4 protein-coding genes are annotated in these 19,764 nt (G+C 72.7%); all 4 read right to left on the reverse strand.

Translation table 11 applies throughout. The features are described from left to right. Nucleotides 1-27: 27 nt before the first annotated feature. Genes LIN44_RS17880 through LIN44_RS17895 form a run of 4 tightly spaced genes read right to left on the reverse strand, consistent with a single transcriptional unit; the run spans nt 28 to nt 19,758 of the window. Nucleotides 28-4,197, reverse strand: coding sequence for a non-ribosomal peptide synthetase (locus LIN44_RS17880; protein WP_227315609.1), 4,170 nt, complete (start codon nt 4,195-4,197; stop codon nt 28-30). After that, nucleotides 4,198-11,991 (reverse strand): non-ribosomal peptide synthetase, encoded by a 7,794-nt coding sequence (locus LIN44_RS17885; RefSeq protein ID WP_227315610.1) that lies wholly within the window; start codon nt 11,989-11,991, stop codon nt 4,198-4,200. Nucleotides 11,992-12,014: 23 nt separating this feature from the next. Continuing rightward, nucleotides 12,015-15,224: a non-ribosomal peptide synthetase gene (locus tag LIN44_RS17890; protein ID WP_227315611.1), complete on the reverse strand. Its 3,210-nt coding sequence runs from the start codon at nt 15,222-15,224 to the stop codon at nt 12,015-12,017. A 4-nt stretch (nt 15,225-15,228) separates the two neighbouring features. Next, nucleotides 15,229-19,758: a condensation domain-containing protein gene (locus LIN44_RS17895; protein WP_227315612.1), complete on the reverse strand. Its 4,530-nt coding sequence runs from the start codon at nt 19,756-19,758 to the stop codon at nt 15,229-15,231. Nucleotides 19,759-19,764: the final 6 nt, after the last annotated feature.

The following is a 19,764-nucleotide window of genomic DNA, read 5'->3' on the forward strand; positions in this document are numbered from 1 at the left end:
GCGTTAAAAGATTTCATGCGCGGGCTCCTACGTCGGGAGGGTGGCCGTGCCGGCCGCCGGGTGCCGGGCTTCGGCATCCGAGGCCAGGCGTGCCTCGACGCTGCGATGCAGCTGGGCCAGCAAGCGCGGGTCGCGGACGATGGCGTGGTGGTCCACGCCCTCCAGCACGGTCTCTTCGCGCGGTGCTCCGAGCCAGCCGGCAAGGCGCGCGGCAGCGGCGTCACGGCCCGCGCGCCACCAGACCGCGCGTGGTGCCTGCACCACGGGCAGCGTGCGCTGGGCCGCGGCCAGCCCGCCGAGCCGATGCGCGGCCAGGAACATGTGCGCCAGCTCGTCGGCACCCAGCGCTGCCTGCGGCGCCGCGCAGGCGGCCAGGCGCGGCGCAAGCAGGGCACGCACGGTGTCGGCGTCGGGCTCGGGCGCGGCATCGCGCGGCAGCACGAGCGGTTCCGCACCGGGCAGCAGGCGCCCGGCAAAGGCCGCCAGGGCGGCGGGCCAGGTGGGCGCCGTGCTGGCCTGCGAGGGAGGCTCGGGAACGAACGGGTCGACCAGGCCCAGCCATTGGACCGCCTGCCCCTGCGCTTCCAGCTCGCGCGCCATCAGCGTGGCCAGCGCGGCGCCGAGCGACCAGCCCAGCAGCAGGTAAGGCCCGTGCGGCTGCGCGGCGCGCCATTCGCGCACATAGTCGGCCGCGATCGACGCCAGCGAGGCGTCGCGCCATGCCGGATCGGCCAGCGCACGCGACTGGAAGCCGTAGACCGTGCGCTGCGCGCCCAGCTGCGCGACGATGGCGTCGTAGTCGAACAGCGTGCCCAGCGCCGCATGGATGCAGGCCACCGGCGGCAGCGTGGCATTGGCCGGGCCGGGCGCGAGCACGCGCAGCGCGGCGGCCGGCGTGGCGTGGGGCATGGGCGCGGCCGGTTCGCCGTCCGGCAGCAACTGCCCGATGGTGGGCGTGCGCATCAGGTCGCGCAGCTTCAGGTCCAGCCCCAGCGCGCGGTTGGCGCGGACGCGCGAGATCACCTTCAGGCTCAGCAGTGAATCGCCGCCGAGCGCGAAGAAGTTGTCGTCCAGGCCCACGCGCGGCACGCCGAGCACGTCCTGCCACACCTGCGCGAGCCAGCGCTGCGCTTCGGTTCGCGGCGCCACGTGCTGGTCGGAGGTTTCCGCGCCCGGCGCCGGCAGCGCGCGGCGGTCGAGCTTGCCGTTGGGCATCAGCGGCAGGGTGTCGAGCACGACGAAGGCGGCCGGCACCATGTAGTCGGGCAGTTCGGCGCCGAGTGCGGAGCGCAGTGTCGCGCCATCGACGGTCGCGTCCGCAGCGGGCACCACATACGCCACCAGCCGCGCGCCGGACGGTCCTTCGACGGCGATCACCGCCGCGTTGGCGACGCCGGTCTGCGCCAGGATGCGCGCCTCGATCTCGCCCGGTTCGATGCGGAAGCCGCGGATCTTCAGTTGCTGGTCGATGCGGCCGAGGTATTCGAGCTCGCCATCGGGCAGCCAGCGCGCCAGGTCGCCGGTGCGGTAGAGGCGCGCGCCGTCGCCGGCAAACGGATCGGGCACGAAGCGCTCCGCGGTCAGGCCCGGACGATTCAGGTAGCCGCGTGCGAGGCCCTCGCCACCGATATACAGCTCGCCGGCCACGCCCGGCGGCACCAGGTTCAGTTCGGCATCGAGCAGGTAGCAGCGGCGCGCGCCCACCGGACGCCCGATCGGCGCATAGGTGCCGGCGAACCCGGCTTCGAGCGCATCGGCGCGCACCTTCCAGACCATCGGCGTGACCACGGTTTCGGTCGGGCCATAGCCGTTGATGAAGGTGCGCGGCGCCAGCGCGCGGCGCGCCTGGGCGAAGGCGGCGCGCGGCATGGCCTCGCCGCCGAAGGAGTAGAGCGCCACCGGAGGGCGCTGGCCGCTCTGTTCGCAATGCTCGGCCAGCTGGCGCAGGTAGGCCGGCGGGAAGCCGGCGTTGGTGACGCCGTGGCGGGTCATGGCTTCTGCGGTCTGCTCGGGGGTCCACAGCGCATCGTCGCGCAGCAGCAGCGAGCCGCCGCAGGCGAGCGCGCACAGCCAGCGCTCGTGGGCACCATCAAAGGCGAACGAGAGGAAGTGCAGCTCGCGCGAAGCGGGGCTCATCTCGTAGGCGTCGATGGTCGCGGCCACATGCATGGCGAGCGGTCCGTGCGCGACGCAGACGCCCTTGGGCCGGCCGGTGGAGCCGGAGGTGTAGATCACGTAGGCGAGCTGGTCCGGATGGACGGGCTGTTCAGGCAGCGGGGCGACATCGGCGCCTACCTTGTCCAGCGTCAGCACCGGCAGTGTGGCCGGTGCGGGCAGCGCATCGAGCAAGGCCGGCTCGGTGACCAGCAGCCGGATCGCGCTGTCGTCGAACAGGTAGGCCAGGCGGTCCTTCGGATAGGCGGGATCGAACGGCACGTAGGCGGCACCGCAGCGCATCACGGCGAGCAGCGCGACGATGAGGTCGGGCGAGCGCGACAGGGCGATGCCGACGCGGTGCTCGGCGCCGATGCCGCGTGCGTGCAGCACGGCGGCGAGGCGGTCCGCGCGAGCCAGCAGCTCCCCATAGCGCAGCACCTGCTCGCCGCAGATCACGGCGACGGCGTCGGGCCGGGCCGCCGCGTGGCGGGCGATGTGCGCATGCACGGGCAGGTGCTCGCCCGCGGGCGGCTCGCCCTGGCCCAACGCCAGCAGGCTGCTGTGTTCGCCTTCGTCGAGCAGGTCCACCGCATCGAGCGCCTGGTCCGGCGCGTCGGCCAGCCGGCCCAGCAGGCGCACGTAATGGCGCGCGAGCCGCTCCGCCGTGCCGGCGTCGAACAGTTCCGCGGCATAGTGGAAGCAGGCATGGACATGGCCGTCGCTGTCCTCGCGCGTATCGAGCGTCAGCTCCAGCGCCGTGGTGCGCTCGCCCACCGGCGCGCTTTCCAGTTCCAGGCCAGGCAGCGCAACGCGCGCGGCGCGGTCGCCGCGGCGGTGGTTGTGCACCACCTGGAACAGCGGGTGGTAGCTGACGCTGCGCTCGGGCTGCAGCGCTTCCACCAGTTGCTCGAACGGCAGGTCCTGGTGCGCCTGCGCGCCCAGCACGGCCTCCCGGGTCTTGCCGAGCAGCACCGACAGCGGCTGGCTGCCGTCAAGCTGCGCGCGCACGACCTGCGTGTTGACGAACAGGCCAACCACGCGCTCGGTTTCCACGCGGTTGCGGCCGGCTACCGGCACCCCGACGCACAGATCGCGGCAGCCGGTATAGCGGTACAGCAGCGCCTGGAAACCGGCCAGCAATGCCATGAACAACGTACCGCCGCCGGCTTGCGCGCGCTGGCGCAGCGCGCGGACGAGCGGGTCCGGAATGTCGATTTCGCAGCGCTGCGCGCGGTAGGCCGCCACCGCGGGGCGCGGACGGTCGGCCGGCAGCGCCAGCACGCCGGGCGCGCCGTCCAGCGCCTGGCGCCACCAGGCGAGTTGCCGTGCCTGCTCGCCGGCTTCGAGCCAGTTGCGCTGCCACACCGCATAGTCGGTGTAGCCGATCGCGTGGGCGGCATCAGGCAAGGGCTGGCCGAGCCGTTGCGCGCGGTAAGCCGCCGCCAGTTCGTCGACCAGCAATTGCATCGACCAGCCGTCCGAGACGATGTGGTGCATCGCCAGCACCAACCGGTGGTGCCGTGCGCCCAGGCGCAGCAGGTGCACGCGCAGCAACGGCGCGCTGCCGAGGTCGAACGGCGCCTCGGCGATCGCCGCAGCGTGCGCATCGGCGCTGCCGGGCTCGGCCGACAGGTCAGTCAGCGGCAGATCGATGCTGGCCGCGGGGCGCACGTGCTGGCACACCTTGCCGTCGGCGTCCGCCACGAATACCGTGCGCAGCGCTTCGTGGCGCTGCACCAGCGTGGCAAAGGCCGCCTGCAGCGCGCCGGCGTCGAGTTCGCCGCGCAGTTCCACGCGGCTGCTGATATGGTAGGCGGCGCTGTCCGGCTCGAAGCGGTGCAGGAACCACTGGCGCTGCTGCGCGTAGGACAGCGGCGCATCGTAGCCGGCCGCGGTATCGGGCCGCGGCAGCGCGGGGATCGGCAGTTGCGAGAAGGCGATGCCTTGCTCGGCCATCTTGTCGAGGAAGGCGCGGCGCTGGGCCGGCGCCAGCGTGGCAAAGCGCGCGGCGAGCCGGGCCGCGGTGTTGGCTTCGATCATTCAGACTGACTCCAGGGTATTGGCGAACGCTTCCAGTTCCAGCAGGGCGGCTTCATCGGCATGACGTTGCTGGGCCGGCAGCGCCGCGGCCAGCTCGGCCAGCGTGGCGGCGCCGAACAGCAGCGACAGCGGCACCTCGATGCCGAGTTCGCCCTGGATCCGGGACAGGAGCTGAACGGCCAGCAGCGAATGGCCGCCCAGTGCGAAGAAGTTGTCGTGGCGGCCCACGGCGGGCACCTGCAGCAGGGCTTGCCAGATCTCGGCGAGGCGCGTCTCGAGGTCGCCTTGCGGCGCTTCCCGCGTCGCGGCCGCGGCTGGCGTGGCGGCGTCCGGCGCTGGCAGCGCACGGCGGTCGAGCTTGCCGTTGGCGGTGAGCGGCAGCGCGTCGAGCAGCACGATCGCTGCCGGCACCATATGCGGCGGCAGCGTGGCGGCCAGCGCGCGGCACAGCGCTGCGGGGTCGGGCCGGGCATCCGCATGCGGCACCGCGTAGCCGACCAGCTGCATGCCGCCGGCGGCAGCCACCGCGACCACCGCGGCCTGGCGCACCTGCGGCAGCGCGCCCAGCTGCGCCGCCACTTCACCGGGCTCGACGCGGAAGCCGCGGATCTTGACCTGGTCGTCGATGCGGCCGAGATACTCGAACACGCCGTCGGCGCGGCGCCGCACGCGGTCACCGGTGCGGTAGAGGCGGCCGCCCTCGCGGCAGAACGGGTCGGGTACGAACCGGTCCGCCGTCAGCGCGGCACGGCCGAGATAGCCGCGCGCGAGCGCCGGCCCGCCCAGATAGAGTTCGCCGGCGATGCCATCGGGCAGCGGGCACAGGCCCGCGTCCAGCACGTGCGCGGCGGTGCCGTCGAGCGGGCGGCCCAGCGGCAGTCCGGCGCCTGGCTGTGGTGTGGTGCCGGCCCCATGCACGAGCACGCCCACGGTGGTCTCGGTCGGGCCGTAGTGATTCACCAGCCGGCAGGCGGGCCGGGCCGCGTGCAGGCGGGCGCGCAGCGCGGCATCGGTGGCTTCGCCACCCAGCACCAGGGTGTGTCCGGGCAGCACCTCGGCCGGGTCGACGCCTGCCGCCTGCGCGCCGTCCAGCAGGGCACGCAGGTGTCCGGGCACGATCTTGAGCACTTCGACGCGGTGCTGCGCCATGTAGCGCGCAAAGGCCGCGGCATCGAATACGCAGCGCCGCTCCGGCAGGTGCAGTGCGCCGCCGCTCGCCAGCGCGCCGAACAGCACGGTATGGCCGAGATCGGCCGCCGGCGTCGACACCATGGCCATGCGCGGCGCCGGCGGCAGTGCCAGTTGCGACAGCACGCCCTGAAGATAATGGGCCAGCGCCCGGTGCGAGATGCCCACGCCTTTCGGCCGTCCGGTGGAGCCGGAGGTGTAGATCACGTAGGCAAGGTGGTCCGGATGCAGCGTTGGTGACGGATTGGCATGCTCGCCGTGATACAGGGATGGCGCGCTCAGGTCGATCACCGGCACGGCCGCAGGCAGCGGCGCGATGGCGTCGGGCCGCTGCGCCAGCAGCATCGCCACGCCGCTGTCCTCGATCATGTAGGCCAGGCGGTCGGCGGGATAGTCCGGATCGAACGGCACGTAGGCGCCACCGGCCTTGAGGATGGCGAGCAGGGCGACGACCATCTCGACCGAGCGCTCGGCCAGCACGCCGACCGGCACATCCGGGCCTGCCCCTTGCGCGATCAGTCGATGCGCAAGGGCATTGGCCCGCCGGTTGAGTTCGCGATAGCTCAGTTGCGTGCCATCCGCCGCCAGCGCCACGGCATCCGGCGTCGAGGCCGCATGGGCCTCGAAGCGATGGTGCGCCAGTTGGGCCACGGTGGCGGAGATTGCCCAGGGATCGTCAGCCATGGCCAGGGAGATTTCGCCCAGGGCCCGCGCGGCGTCTGCGGCCATCTGGCGCAGCACCGCAAACAGGCCGTGTGCCAGCAATCGCGCCTGCGGTTCGCCCAGCACGGCGCGATCGAAACGGCAGGTCAGGCGCAGCGTGTCGTTGTGCGCGAACACCAGCGCCAGCGGATAGTTGGTTTCGGCGCGGTTGCCGATACCCGAGAATGCCAGGCCGGCCGGCGCGCGGCGCAGCGCGGCATCGACCGGGTAGTTCTCGAACACGACGATCGAATCGAACAGCGCCTGGCCGCCCTGGCCGGCCCAGCGCTGGATGTCGTAGAGCGGCGTGTGTTCGTGCTCGCGCAGTGCCAGGTTCAGCGCCTGCACTTCGCGCAGCCAGTCGCCCACCGCTTGCTGCGGACGCGGCGCGGCGATCACCGGCAGCGTATTGATGAAGAGCCCCAGCATCTGCTGCGCGGCCGGCAACTCTGCAGGGCGTCCCGCCACGGTGGCGCCGAAGGCCACGCACCGCTGGCCGGTGCAGCGCTGCAGCAGCAACAGCCAGGCGGCCTGCACCAAGGTATTCAGCGTGACCTTCTGCGCGCGGGCAAAGCCGGCCAGCGCGGCGGTCTCGGCGGGGTCGAGTTCGTGGTGATGCTCGCCCTGGCCCTGGCCGTCCTGCGGCGCCGGCAGCGCGGCAAGTAGGCGGGTCGGTTCGTCGAGCGGTACCAGCTGCGCTTTCCAGAAGGCCTCGCCGGCAGCGGCGTCGCGCGACTGCAGCCAGCCGATATAGTCGGCAAAGCGGCCGCCGCTGGCGGGCAGTGCCTCGCCGGCATAGTGGCGCAGCACTTCGCCCAGCAGCTGCGCGGTGCTCCAGCCGTCGAGCAGCAGGTGGTGCACGGTCCAGACCAGGTGGTGGCGCTGGGCGCCGGTGCGCAGCAGCGCCACGCGCATCAGCGGCGGGCGCTCGAGGTCGAAACGCTGGCCCAGTTCGGCGGCGGCAAAGCGGTCCAGCTCGGCGGCGTCGCGGCCGCTCCAGTCTTCGATGGTCACGGGCAGCCGCACCGAGCGGGCCACCCACTGCAGCGGCTGTTCGCCACGATGCAGGAAGCCGCTGCGCAGGCTGTCGTGGCGCGCGAGCGCGGCATGCCAGGCTGCGATAAAGCGCGCCGGGTCGAGGCCATCGATATCGACGCGCAGCTGGTTGGTATAGGCACTGCCCTCCGGCGCCAGCACGCTGTGGAACAGCATGCCGGCCTGCATCGGCGACAGCGGGTAGAGGTCCTGCACCTGCGCCGGGTCGAGCTTCAGGGCATCGAGTCCGGCTTGCGTCAGCCGCGCCAGCGGGAAATCGCTGGGGGTCAGGCCTGCGGCGCCCGAATTGCAGTGGGCAATCAGCGCTTCCAGTTCCTTGCGCAAGGCCTCGGCGAGTCGGCGGACGGTCTCCGGCTGATGCCGTGCCCGGCTGAAGGCCAGCGTCAGCCGCAGTTCGCCATCCAGCACCTGTCCGTTGACCGACAACGGATGCGACAGCGGCGCTGCGGGATCCTGGTTGACGCCGGCGCTGTCTGCGGAGAGCCGCCACGGGCTGTCGTCGGCAAAGCTGGCGTCGAGTTGGCCCAGATAGTTGAACACCACCTCGGGCCTGGGCACGGCGGCCAGCGCAGCCTGTTGCGCGGGCGTGCCGAAGCGGCGCAGCAGGCCGAAGCCGATGCCGTCGCCAGGCACCGCGCGCAATTGCTCCTTGACCGCCTTGATCGCGCCATCGAGCGCGCCGCCGCCATCGAGCGTGACCGGGAACAGCGTGGTGAACCAGCCGACGGTGCGGCTGAGGTCCAGCGTGTCGTCGACGCCGGCGACACGGCCATGGCTTTCGAGATCGACCATCACCGGCGAGCGGCCGCTCCATGCGGCCAGCGCGCGGGCCAGCGCCGTCAGCAGCAGGTCGTTGACGCGCGTGCGGTACGCCGCCGGGGCGCGCTGCAGCAGCGCCTGGGTCAGCTCGGCCGGCAGCGTCAGCGTGATGGCATCGCGTTCGGCGATGGACATGGCGCCGTGCGGATCGTCGCAAGGCAGGCTGGCATCGACTTGCGCCAGCGCCTGCCAGTGCGGCAGCTCCACACCGCGCGCTTCGGCGTGGGCGCGCAGCGCCTGCGACCAGCGCTGGTACGACGCGGTGCGTGCCGGCAGCGCGGCAGGCTGGCCTTGTCGGCGTTGTGCGTACGCGTCGCGCAAATCTTCGACCAGCACGCGCCACGACACGCCGTCGACCACCAGGTGGTGGATCACCAGCAGCAACTGCCAGCGCTCGCCTGCTTGCAGTGCGACGGCGCGCAGCAGCGGCCCTTCGGCCAGATCGAGACTGCGGTGGGCGGCTTCGCAGTGCGCCAGCCGCTCGGCTTCGGATGTGGCATGGCGCACCCACAGCAAGTCCGGGCAGGCTTCGCTGTCGGCATACGCCTGCTGCCACACGCCATCGCGCTGGACGAAGCGCAGGCGCAGCGCATCGTGATGCGCCACCAGGTCGGCAAGCGCCGCGGCCAGTGCTGTCGTATCCGGCGCCTCGCGGCAATCGAGCAGCACCGACTGGTTCCAGTGCTGGCGCCGGGCCATCGGCGTGTCGAAAAAGTCGGCCTGGATCGGCAGCAGCAGCACCGCGCCTGCCGGCACGGCGTTGCCATCGATCGCGTCGTGCGCGACCGGTGCGGCAACCGCCGCCAGCTCGGCCAGCGTCTGGCGCTCGAACAGTTGCCGTGGCGTCAGCACCCAGCCGGCGGCGCGCGCGCGGGCGACGATCTGCAGGCTCAGGATCGAGTCGCCGCCGAGTTCGAAGAAGTTGTCGGCGCGGCCGACGCGCGGCAGGCCAAGCACTTCCGCCCAGATGGCGGCGAGCGCAGTTTCGGCGTCGCCCTCGGGGGCAACGAAGTCCTGCGCGCTGTCGAAGGCCGGCGCCGGCAGCGCGCGGCGGTCGAGCTTGCCGTTGGGGGTCAGTGGCAGGGTGTCGAGCACGACGAAGGCGGCCGGCACCATGTAGTCGGGCAGTTCGGTGGCGAGCGCGGTGCGCAGTGTCGCGCCATCGACGGTTTTGCCGGCAGCGGGCACCACGTACGCCACCAGGCGCGCACCGGACGGCCCTTCGGCGGCGATTACCGCGGCGTTGGCGACGCCGGGCTGCGCCAGGATGCGCGCCTCGATCTCGCCCGGCTCGATGCGGAAGCCGCGGATCTTCAGTTGCTGGTCGATGCGGCCCAGGTATTCGAGCTCGCCGTCGGGCAGCCAGCGCGCCAGGTCGCCGGTGCGGTAGAGGCGCGTGCCGTCGCCGGCAAACGGATCGGGCACGAAGCGCTCGGCGGTCAGGCCCGGACGATTCAGGTAGCCGCGCGCAAGACCCTCGCCCGCAATGTAGAGTTCACCGGCCACGCCAGGTGCGACCGGATTCAGGCCCGGGTCTAGCACGCGCACGCCGAGGTCCGGAATGCGCTCGCCGATCGGGCTGCGCGCGCGGCTGGCCGGGTCGAGGTCGATACGTGTGATCGGACGGTAGGTCACATGCACGGTGGTCTCGGTGATGCCGTACATATTGACCAGTTGCGGCGATGCATCGCCGAAGTGGTCGATCCAGGGGCGCAGCGCCTGCGGCTCGAGCGCCTCGCCGCCGAAGACCACATAGCGCAGCGCCAGCGGCGCGCCGTACAGCTCGGGCTGGGCCAGTAGCGCGCGGAATGCCGACGGAGTCTGGTTCAGCACCGTCACGCGTTCGCGCTGCAGCAGCGCGATGAACTCCTGCGGCGCGCGGCTGACGTGGAACGGCACGATCACCAGTTGCCCGCCATGGCATAACGCGCCAAAGATCTCCCAGACCGAGAAGTCGAACGCGTACGAGTGGAACAGCGTCCAGACATCGTCGGGACCGAAGCCGAACCAGTGCTGCGTGGCGGCCAGCAGGCGCGACAGGTTGCCGTGCTGCAGCTGGGCGCCCTTGGGCCGGCCGGTGGAGCCCGAGGTATAGATCACGTAGGCGAGGTGTTCGGGACGGACCTCGACCGCGGGCGCGTGCTCGGGCCAGGCGCCGACGTCGTCCCGTGCATCGAGCACCAGCACCGGCAACCCGTCACGCTGCGGCAGCAGCGCGCGCAGCGCGGGCTGGGTCAGCAAGGCGGCAATGCCGCTGTCCTGGAACAGGTAGGCCAGGCGCTCGGCGGGATAGGCCGGATCGAACGGCACGTAGGCCCCGCCGGCCTTCAGGATCGCCAGCAGCCCGACGATCATCTCGGGCGAGCGCTCCATGGCGATGCCGACGCGCACCTCGGGGCCCACGCCGAGTGCGATCAGTTGGTGTGCGAGCCGGTTCGCGCGCCGCTCCAGCTCGCCGTAGGTCAGTGTGGTGTCGCCATAGCGCAAGGCGATTGCCTGCGGCTGTTGTTCGGCATGCCGCTGGATCCGGCGATGGGCAAGCTCGGCGGCAACCCGCAGCGCCGGCTGGCCGGCCGCGTGCTGGCGCGCCAGCGTGGCGGCATCGGCTTCGCCGAGCAGCGGTGTTGCCGCCAGCGGCAGTTCGGGCTGGCGCAGCAGCCCCGCCAGCTGGGTCAGGTAGTGGCGCAGCAGGCGTTGCGCCGTGGCGGCATCGAACAGCGCGCAATCGTACTCCAGGCTCAGCGCCAGGCTGTCGCCGCGGTCCTCCGCGTCGAGGATCAGGTCGAACTTGGCGCCGGTCTGGCGCGCCTCCACGGCCTGCACCTGCAGGCCGGGCAGCGCCAGTGCGGCCGGTGCCGTGGCCGTGCGCAGGTTGAACATGACCTGGAACAGCGGGCTGCGGCCGGCGTCGCGCGGCACCTGCATGCCGTCGAGCAGCACCTCGAACGGCAGCTCGGCATGGCTCAGCGCGCCCAGCGCGTCGGCGCGCAGCTGCTCGCACAGCGCGCGGCCGCTGATGCCGGGTGCGGTGCGCGAGCGGTAGACATGGGTGTTGGCGAAGAAGCCGACCACATCGTCCAGCCCGTCGCCGTCGCGGCCCGCGTGCGGCACGCCGACCGCGAAGTCGTCCTGGCCCGCATAGCGGCTCAGCAGCGCCTGCCATGCGGCCAGCAGCGCGACGAACGGCGTGCAGCGCTGCGACGCGCAGAAGCGGCGCAATGCCCCAAGCAGCGGCAGGTCCAGTGCCGCATCGATGCGCCGGGCAACGCGCATGGCCGGGTTGCCGTGCGGGCGGTCGGTCGGCAACTGGAGCGCCGGCACGTGGTTGCCCAGCTGGCGCTGCCACCATGCGCGCTGGGCGTCCAGGTCACCGTTGGCGAGCCGTTCGCGCTGGCGGCTGGCATGGGCGGCGAAGGTCGTGGCAGGTGCGGGCAGCGCGATCCCGCCGTCGTCCGAGAGCGCCTGCGCATAGGCCGTGCCCAGGTCGCGCGCGATCACGGCGTTGGAGACCGCGTCGGAGACGATATGGTGCAGCGACAGCAGCAGCACGTGGTCGTCGTGGGTGCGGGTGAGCAGCGTGGCGCGCAGCAGCGGCGCCTGGCCGAGGTCGAACGGCCGCGCGGCTTCGGCGTCGATGCACGCCTGCAGCGCTTCGGGGCCGGCGGCGAGCGGTGCTTCGGCCAGCGCAAAGGCCGGCGCGGGCTCGACCACCTGCCGGGGCAGCGTGCCGGGCGCGCCGTCGTCGGCGACGAAACGGGTGCGCAGTGCCGGATGGCGGGCAACCACGGCGCGCAGCGCGGCCTGCAGCGCGCGGCGGTCGAGCGCGCCCTGCAGCACGAACGCGCGGGTCTGGTTGTAAGCCGTGCTGCCCGGCTCATATTGCAGCAGGAACCACAGGCGCTGCTGCGAGAACGACAGCGGGGCAGCGGCGGGGACGGGCGCGGCTGGCGCGGCGGCCGGCTCCGCCTCCTGCTCCAGCAGCAGCGCCAGCAGCGCCGCCTGCTGTGCAGGGGTCGAGGATTGCGTCATGAATGCGTTCCAGGGAGAAGACGTTAGGCGTTGGCGGTGGCGGTGGCCCGCAGGGCGGCGCGCGCTTCGGGCGACATCGCGGCCAGCTGGCGCTGCAGGCCGGCCAGCGTTTCCAGGCCGTCGGCATCGGGGCTGGCCATGCACAGTGCCCTTGCCAGGGCGGCGGCATTCGGGGCGTCGAAGACCACGGCCGGTGCGATCTCCAGCTTGAGCAGCTTGCGGATGCGCGCCACCAGCTTGATCACCAGCAGCGAGTGGCCGCCGGCCTCGAACAGGTCGTCATGCACCGCCAGGCCGGGCGCGCCGAGCAGGTCGCGCAGCTGGTCCAGCAGCAGCGCTTCCAGCGCGCTTGCGGGTTCGCGCGCGGGTCCGGCAGACGCGGCGGGTGCCGGACCCGCGGCGGCGGACTGCGCCAGCGCACGGCGGTCCACCTTGCCGTTCGGCAGCCTGGGCAGCGCCGGCACGGCGAACCACAGCGCGGGGATCATGGCCTCGGGCAGGCGCTCGGCCAGCGCGTGGCGCAGCGCATTGCGCAGGGCGGCGGCGCCTGCCATGTCCGTGGTGGCCGCGGCGTCGTCGGCAACGATCCATGCCGCCAGCTGGGCCGCGCCACCGGCCGGCGCGGCCAGCATCACCACGGCTTGCCGTACGCCGGGCAGCGCCGCCAGCGCCTGTTCGACCTCGCCGCATTCGATGCGGAGGCCGCGCACCTTGACCTGGTGGTCGGCACGCCCGATCAGTTCGATCCCGCCCTGCGGCAGGTAGCGCGCCAGGTCGCCGCTGCGGTACAGGCGCTGGCCCGGGCGCTGCGGGTGCGGCACGAACGCCGCCGTGCCGGCGGCGTCCGACAGGTAGCCGGCGCACAGTTGCGCGCCGCCCAGATACAGTTCGCCGGTTTCTCCCGCCGCGGCCAGGTGGCCGGCAGCGGTGCGGACATAGGCCTCGCAGTTGGCCAGCACCTGCGTCAGCGGCAGCGGCGCCGCGTTCACCTGCGCCGCGCGGCCCGCGTCATGGACCAGGATGCCAACCGTGGTTTCGGTCGGGCCGTAGTGGTTGCAGAGGCGGGCCTGCGGCATGCGCGCGCGCAGCCGCTCCAGCAGCGCCGGCGATGCGGCTTCGCCCCCCAGCACGATGGTGGCATGCGGGGGCAGCGGCAGCGGCGCGGTGTCGCCGTCGAGCAAGGCATCGAGATGCGAGGGCACGATCTTCAGGCAGTCGACATGCTCGCGCGCCAGGAACGCGGCGAAGGCGGCGGCTTGCTGCATGTCGGCTTCGCTGGCAACGCACAGGCAGGCGCCGTGCCACAGCGCGCCGAACAAGGTGGTATTGCCGAGGTCGGCGGCGACGGTGGAGGTCAGCCCGAAGCGTTGGCAGCGGTCGAGACGCAGCGCCTGCCCGGATGCTGCCGCGTAGTTCAGCAACTGGGCATGGGTGATGGCGACGCCCTTGGGCGCGCCGGTCGAGCCGGAGGTGTAGAGCACGTAGGCAGGCTGCGCGGCATCCGTTGCCGGCAGCGCGCGGGCGGTGTCGGCCAGGCTGTCCGCCGCCACCGACGCCGCCACCGACGCCCCCATCAACGCCTCGATCTCGGCATGCGGCAGCGGCCCGGCCAGCGACGCATGGGCCGCGTCGGTCAGCACCAGCGTGGCGCCGGCGTCGGCGAGGATTTGCGCGCGCCGCTGCGGCGGCCAGGCGGGATCGAGCGGCAGGTACGGTGCGCCGGCGCGCATCACGGCAAGCAATGCCACCACCAGCTCGCCGGAGCGCGGCAACAGCAGGCCCACCGGCTGGCCCGCGCGCAGGCCCAGTGCTGGCAGCCGCCGCGCCACCGCGTCCACGGTGCTGGCAAGGGCGGCATAGCTGAGTTGCAGGCCCGGCGCCGACAACGCCGGCGCGTGCGGGCGTGCGTTTGCCCAGTGGGCCAGCCGCTGCGGCAGCATCTGTGTGCCGACATGCAGCGCCGGCGCATGCATGGCGTCGGCGCGCGCAGTCTCGGCGGCGGTGGCCAGCGGCAAGGCGCCGACGGCGGTGTCCGGGGCCGCGCGCAGCGTTTGCAGCAGCGTGCGGTACTGGTGCAGCAGGCACGCCATCGCGTCGTCGGCATGGACGCGGTCGGCATAGTGCAACACCAGCTGGCCGGGCATGCCTTGTTCCAGGTGTACCTGCAACGCCAGGTTCAAACCCGGCAGCAACGCCTGCGGTGCCCGGGCGCGCCAGTGCAGCTCGCCAAGCTGCCACTGCAGGCTGGCAGGGCCGCTGCAGCGGAAGCCGACGCGCGCGGGTGCGCCCGCGCAGGCGTCCGCCGGGCAATGCTCGCGCCAGTCGAGGTGCTGCTGCAACTGCGCACCGAATGCGGCAAGCCAGTCGGCAAACGGCGCGGCCATGTCGGGCTGCACCGCGACCGGCAGCAGCGCTTCATAACGGCCCACCGCGCCGGCCAGCACATCGAAGTCCTCGCGGCAATCGTGCTGCCAGCCGGCGCAGAACGCCGCGGCCGGATCGAGGCGTGCCAGCAGCAGCCACCATGCCGCCTGCAGCGCGTGCGGCAACGGCTGGCCCAGCGCGGCGGCCCATTCGGCCACGGCAGTGGCTTCCGCGGCGTCAAGTTCGGCACAGTGAAGCGCCAGCGGTGCGCTTGCGTCTGCGGCGCGTTGCCAGGGCAGCCGCGGTGCATCGAGGGCGGCCAGCCGCTCGCGCACACTTTGCCAGTAGGCCGCGCCCGCTTCGGTGTTCTCCTGCGCCAGCCCGTCGGTCCAGTCGAGGTAGTCCGCATAGGGCAGGGGCGCTTCGTCCGCCGGGGCGGTTTCGTCGGCGTAGGCTTGTGCCAGTTCGTGGAGCAGGGTGACCAGGCTGGGGCCGTCGGCCGCCAGCGGGTGGCTGGCCAGGGTCAGTTGCGCGCGGCCGCCGTCGATGACCTGCAACGCGGCATGCAAGGCAGGATGCGAGCCGGTTTGTGGCATGCCGCTGGCCGCGCCCGCCGGCGACCACGCCGGCAAGGCCCCGGCAAAATGCTGGCGCAAGCCGCGCAGCCCGTCGACCTGGCCGAACGCCAGGCCGGTGGCCGGATGGCGCCCGGCGACCCGGCACAGCGCCCGCTGCAGGCGCGGCGCGTCCAGCGGCCCCTCGATCGTTGCCGACAGCGTGACCGGCGTGGCCGCATGCGCCGCCAGTGCGCGCTGTTCGCGGCCGAGCGCGCGGGCGTGCCGCGCAAACTCCTGGGTGATGGCGTCCATCGGCTCAGCCCTCCAGCACGGTGTCGGCCGCCACGGCGGCATCCTGCGCCGCGGCGCGCGCCGCCAGCGTCGGCAGGTCCTTGCGCTCGAACATGTCGCCCATCGCCACCACGATCTTGCGCGGGCCCTGGTACGGGTCGCGCGCGTGGGCGGCCAGCATGTTGTCGAGCATCACCACGTCGCCCTGGCGCCAGGCGAAGCGCACCGCGCAAGCCTCATACAGCTCGCCGATCAGCGCCATGACATCGTCGCCGATCGGGCTGCCGTCGCCGAACGTCACCTGCCGCGGCATCCGCTGCGGGCCGACGATTTCCAGCAGGTCGCGCCGCACTTCCGGGTCCAGGCAGGCGGTGTGGTGCAGCTGCACCTGGTTGAAGAAGCTGCGCTCGCCGGTGACGGGGTGCGCGATCACGGCCGGGCAATGCTCGCGCGTCTGCAGCGTGTCGGCGTCCAGCCACGCGAAGTCGGTGCCCGAAGCGCGCAGCCGCGCTTCGACCTCCTCGCGCGAATCGGTCTTGAAGAAGTCGCGCCAGCTCACGTCGAGCTTGTCGTTGAAGGTGCGCACATAGCGCAGCCCCTTGCGCTCGAAGCGGTCGGCCAGCGCGCGCGGCAGCCGGCGGTACAGCTCGCGGCAGTCGACGATCGGCGTGGCGCCGCCCACCGGCGACGGCAGCTCGCAGAAGAACCACTGCTTGCGCGGCCAGCGCGGCAGGTGCGCGCTTTCGTTATGGAACAGGATCATTTCGCGCTCGGGGTACGGCGTCGAGCGGTAGGTGTTGCGGCCGCCTTCTTTTTTCGGCAAGTCACCGTAGGCACCGTACAGGCCCGGCTCGATGGCTTCGGCGAACTGCTCGAACTCCTGCGGCGTGCGCAGGCCGAAGCCGCGCAGCAGGATGCCGCCGTGGCGGCACAGCGTGGCCTCGATCTGCTCGCGCTGCGCCAATGCCCAGGCCACCGGATCGAGATCGGGCGAGGCGGGCTCCATCACGATCGGGAAGGTCTGGCCCGGCGCCAGGAACGACGTCCGCACCAGCGGCGCGGCGGGCGTTCCATGGCCGGCGCGGCGGGGCAGGCTGGCGAGCTTGCCGAGTTTGTCGAGCTTGCTGGGGCGCGGCGCGGCGGTGGCAGTCATGGCGGGCTGGTCTGGAACGGGTTCGCAATGGCCGGCCGGCACCTCGAGGCCGGCCAGCAGACGGGCAGGATCGGCCACGGCCTGCGCCAGCACGGTGCCGTAGGCGTCGGCAATGCGCTGCATGGTGGCGCGCGGGAACAGCGCGGTGGCATAGACCCATTCGGCGCGCACGCCGTCGTCGCCTGGCTCAAGGAAAACGGCCAGGTCGAACTTGGCCGCGTGCACCGGCGTTGGCAAGCGCGCCGCATGCAGGCCGTCGAACTGCCGGGCCTGGCCGGGCGTGTTCTGCAGCACGAACAACACCTGCACCAGCGGATGCCAGGCGCGTTCGCGCGGCACCCCGGCGGCCTCGACGATGCGCTCGAACGGCAGCGACTGGTGGTCGAAGGCAACCAGCGTGCGCGTGCGCACCTGCGCCAGCAGGTCGGCAAAGCGCATGCCGGCGTGGCATTGCGCGCGCAGCGGCAGCACGTTGACGAAGAAGCCCACCAGGTCCTCCAGCTCGCGCCGCGGGCGTCCGGCCACGTCGATGCCGACGAGCTGGTCCGCGGCGCCGCTGAGCCGGTGCAGCAGGGCGTGGAAGGCGGCCAGCAGCACCATGTAGCGCGAGGCGCCATGGGCCTGCGCGAGCGCGTCGGCCTGCGCCAGCAGCGTGGCCGGCAGCACGGTATGGCACGCGGCACCGTGGCTGGACGCCACGGGCGGGCGCCGGTTCGGGGTAGGCAAGGTCGGCTGTTTCGGCGCGTCCCGCAGGGCGTCGCGCCAGTAGTCGACGTCGGCCTCGGCCTGGGGTTGCGGGCCGGCTTCGGCCGCGCGCTGGTGCGCCGCGTAGTCGGCATACTGGATCGGCAGCGGTTGCCAGTCGAGCGGGACACCGGCGCGTGCCGCGTTGTAGGCGGCGGCGAGCGTATCGAGCAGGATGGCGACTGACCAGCCATCGCCGACGATATGGTGCAGCGTCAGCAGCAGCGCATGGTCATCGGCGGCGAGCCGCACCAGGCGGGCGCGCAGCAATGGCGCCTGCGCCAGGTCGAACGGGTCGCGCGCCTGGCCCTCGGCCAGTTCCTGCAGCGCGGCATCGCGTTGCGCGGGGCTTAGCGCTGAAAGGTCGCTGACGGGCAGGTCGAGCATCAGTTCGGCTTCGATCCGCGCATACGGCGTGCCGTGCGCATCGGCGGGGTAGCTGGTGCGCAAGATTTCGTGGCGCGCGACCAGCGCGTTCAGCGCGGCGTGCAGCGCCGTGGTGTCCAGTGCGCCGGTGAGGCGCAGCCCGCCGGCCATGTTGTAGATCCAGCGATCGCCGTCGGCGGCGATGCGGTCGGTCAGCCAGAGCCGCTGCTGCGCCGGCGCCAGCGGCATCTGCGGCATCTGCGGCAGGCGCGGCACGGGGACGAGCGGCGCTTCGACGGCATCGCCCTGCAACTGGTCGAGCGCCGCGGCGCAGGCTTGCAGCGTCGGATGCTCGAACAGCAGGCGCATCGGCACCGCGGCGCCATATTGCTCGCGCAGCCGCGCCACCAGCCGCGCCGCGGTCAGCGAGTTGCCGCCGCTGGCAAAGAAGTGCGCGTCGCGGCCGGCCGGCGCGCTGCCCAGCAGTTGCGTCCACAGCGCGGCCAGCGCGTGCTCGGTCGCGCCGCGCGGGGTATCGGCCTGGGCGGGTGCCGTGCCCGCGGCTGCCGTGGCGCCGCGCGTAAAACTGCCGTGCGCCCAGACTGCGCACGCGTCCAGGCTGTCGTCCAGCCAGCCGCTGCGGCACGCGCTGCGCTGCAGCTTGCCGCTGGTGGTCTTGGGCAGGCCGCCGGGATTGAGCAGCAGCGCGACGGCGAGCGGTTCGCCGCAGGCGTTGCCGACCGCCTGCGCCAGCGCCTGCACCAGGGCCACGTGGCCCACGCGCTTCTGCTCCGGACGCGCAATTTCGACGGCGATGCCGATGCCCTCGCCGTCGGGGCCATCCACCGCAAAAGCCGCCACCCGGCCGCGGCGCGCGGCTGGCACCTGGTCTTCGACCGCGCGCTCGATGTCCTGCGGATAGAGGTTCTGGCCGCGCACGATGATCAGGTCCTTGCGGCGTCCGGCGATATAGAGCTGCCCGCCATGCCGCAGGCCGAGGTCGCCGGTGCGCAGCCAGCGTTCTGCGCCGGCATCGTCGCCATAGGCCGCGGCACTGGCTTCGGCGTTGCGCCAGTAACCGCCGCACAGGCTCGGGCCCGCGATCTCGATCTCGCCGATCTGCCCGTCGGGCAGCGCTTGCCCGCCGGCGCCGGCGATGCGGATGGCATGGCCCGCGCGCGGGAAGCCGCATCCGACCAGTTCCATGCCGTCCTGCGCCGGTTCCGCGTGGCCGCGCGCCAGCGCGGCTGCATCGAAGCGCGTGCTGACCATGCCGGCGCCACGCTCGGAGCCGGTGGCGAACAGCGTGGCCTCGGCCAGGCCGTAGCACGGATACAGCGCCTGCTGGCGGAAGCCGGCCGCGGCAAAGCGCTCGACAAAGGCGCGCAGCGTGTCGGCCCGCACCGGTTCGGCACCGGAGTAGGCCACCGCCCAGCTCGACAGGTCGAGCCCGGCCAGATGGCTGTCGCGCACGCGTTCGACGCACAGCCGGAAAGCAAAGTCCGGCCCGCCGGACAGGGTGCCGCGATGCTGGCTGATCGCCTGCAGCCAGCGCACCGGGCGCTCCAGGAAGAACTGCGGCGACATCAGCACCACCGGGATGCCGCTGTGGATGGGCTGCAGCAGCCCGCCGATCAGGCCCATGTCGTGATAGAGCGGCAGCCAGCTGACCATCACGTCGCCGGGCCCCACGCGCATGCCTTCGGCAATCGCCACCTCGTTCGCCATGACATGGCCATGGCTGACCATGACGCCCTTCGGCGCGGCCGTGGAGCCCGAGGTGTACTGCAGGAACGCCAGCGTTTCGGCACCGGCGGGGTAGGGCTGCCAGGCTGGCGCCGCGGCGGGCAGCGCGGCATCCGTAGCCACCACCGCCGCGCCGGGCGCAATCTCGGCCAGCGCCTCGGCGTGGTCGCGGGCCTGCGCGCCGGTGGTCAGCACCAGCGCCGGTTCCGCGTCGGCGGCAATCGCGCGCAGCCGCGCCACCTGCGCGGAGCGCACGGCGCCCGGCTCGAACGCCGGCACCGCGACCAGCCCGGCGTACAGGCAGGCGAAGAACGCGGTGACATAGTCGATGCCGCTGTCCATCAGCAAGAGCGCACGCGCGCCCGGTTCGGCCTGCGCGGCGAGGTGCGCCGCCAGCGCCCGCACGCGCGTGTCCAGTGCGGCGTAGCTGTAGCGGGTTTCGCCGGCGGCATCGACGATGACCAGCGCCGTGTCGGCACCGCGCTGCGCGGCCAGGAAGCTGAGATGGGCCACCAGCGTGGCCGGTAGATTCGGATCGGACTGCATGCTTGG

Origin of the sequence: Cupriavidus sp. MP-37 (assembly GCF_020618415.1) — a bacterium.
Lineage (GTDB): Bacteria > Pseudomonadota > Gammaproteobacteria > Burkholderiales > Burkholderiaceae > Cupriavidus.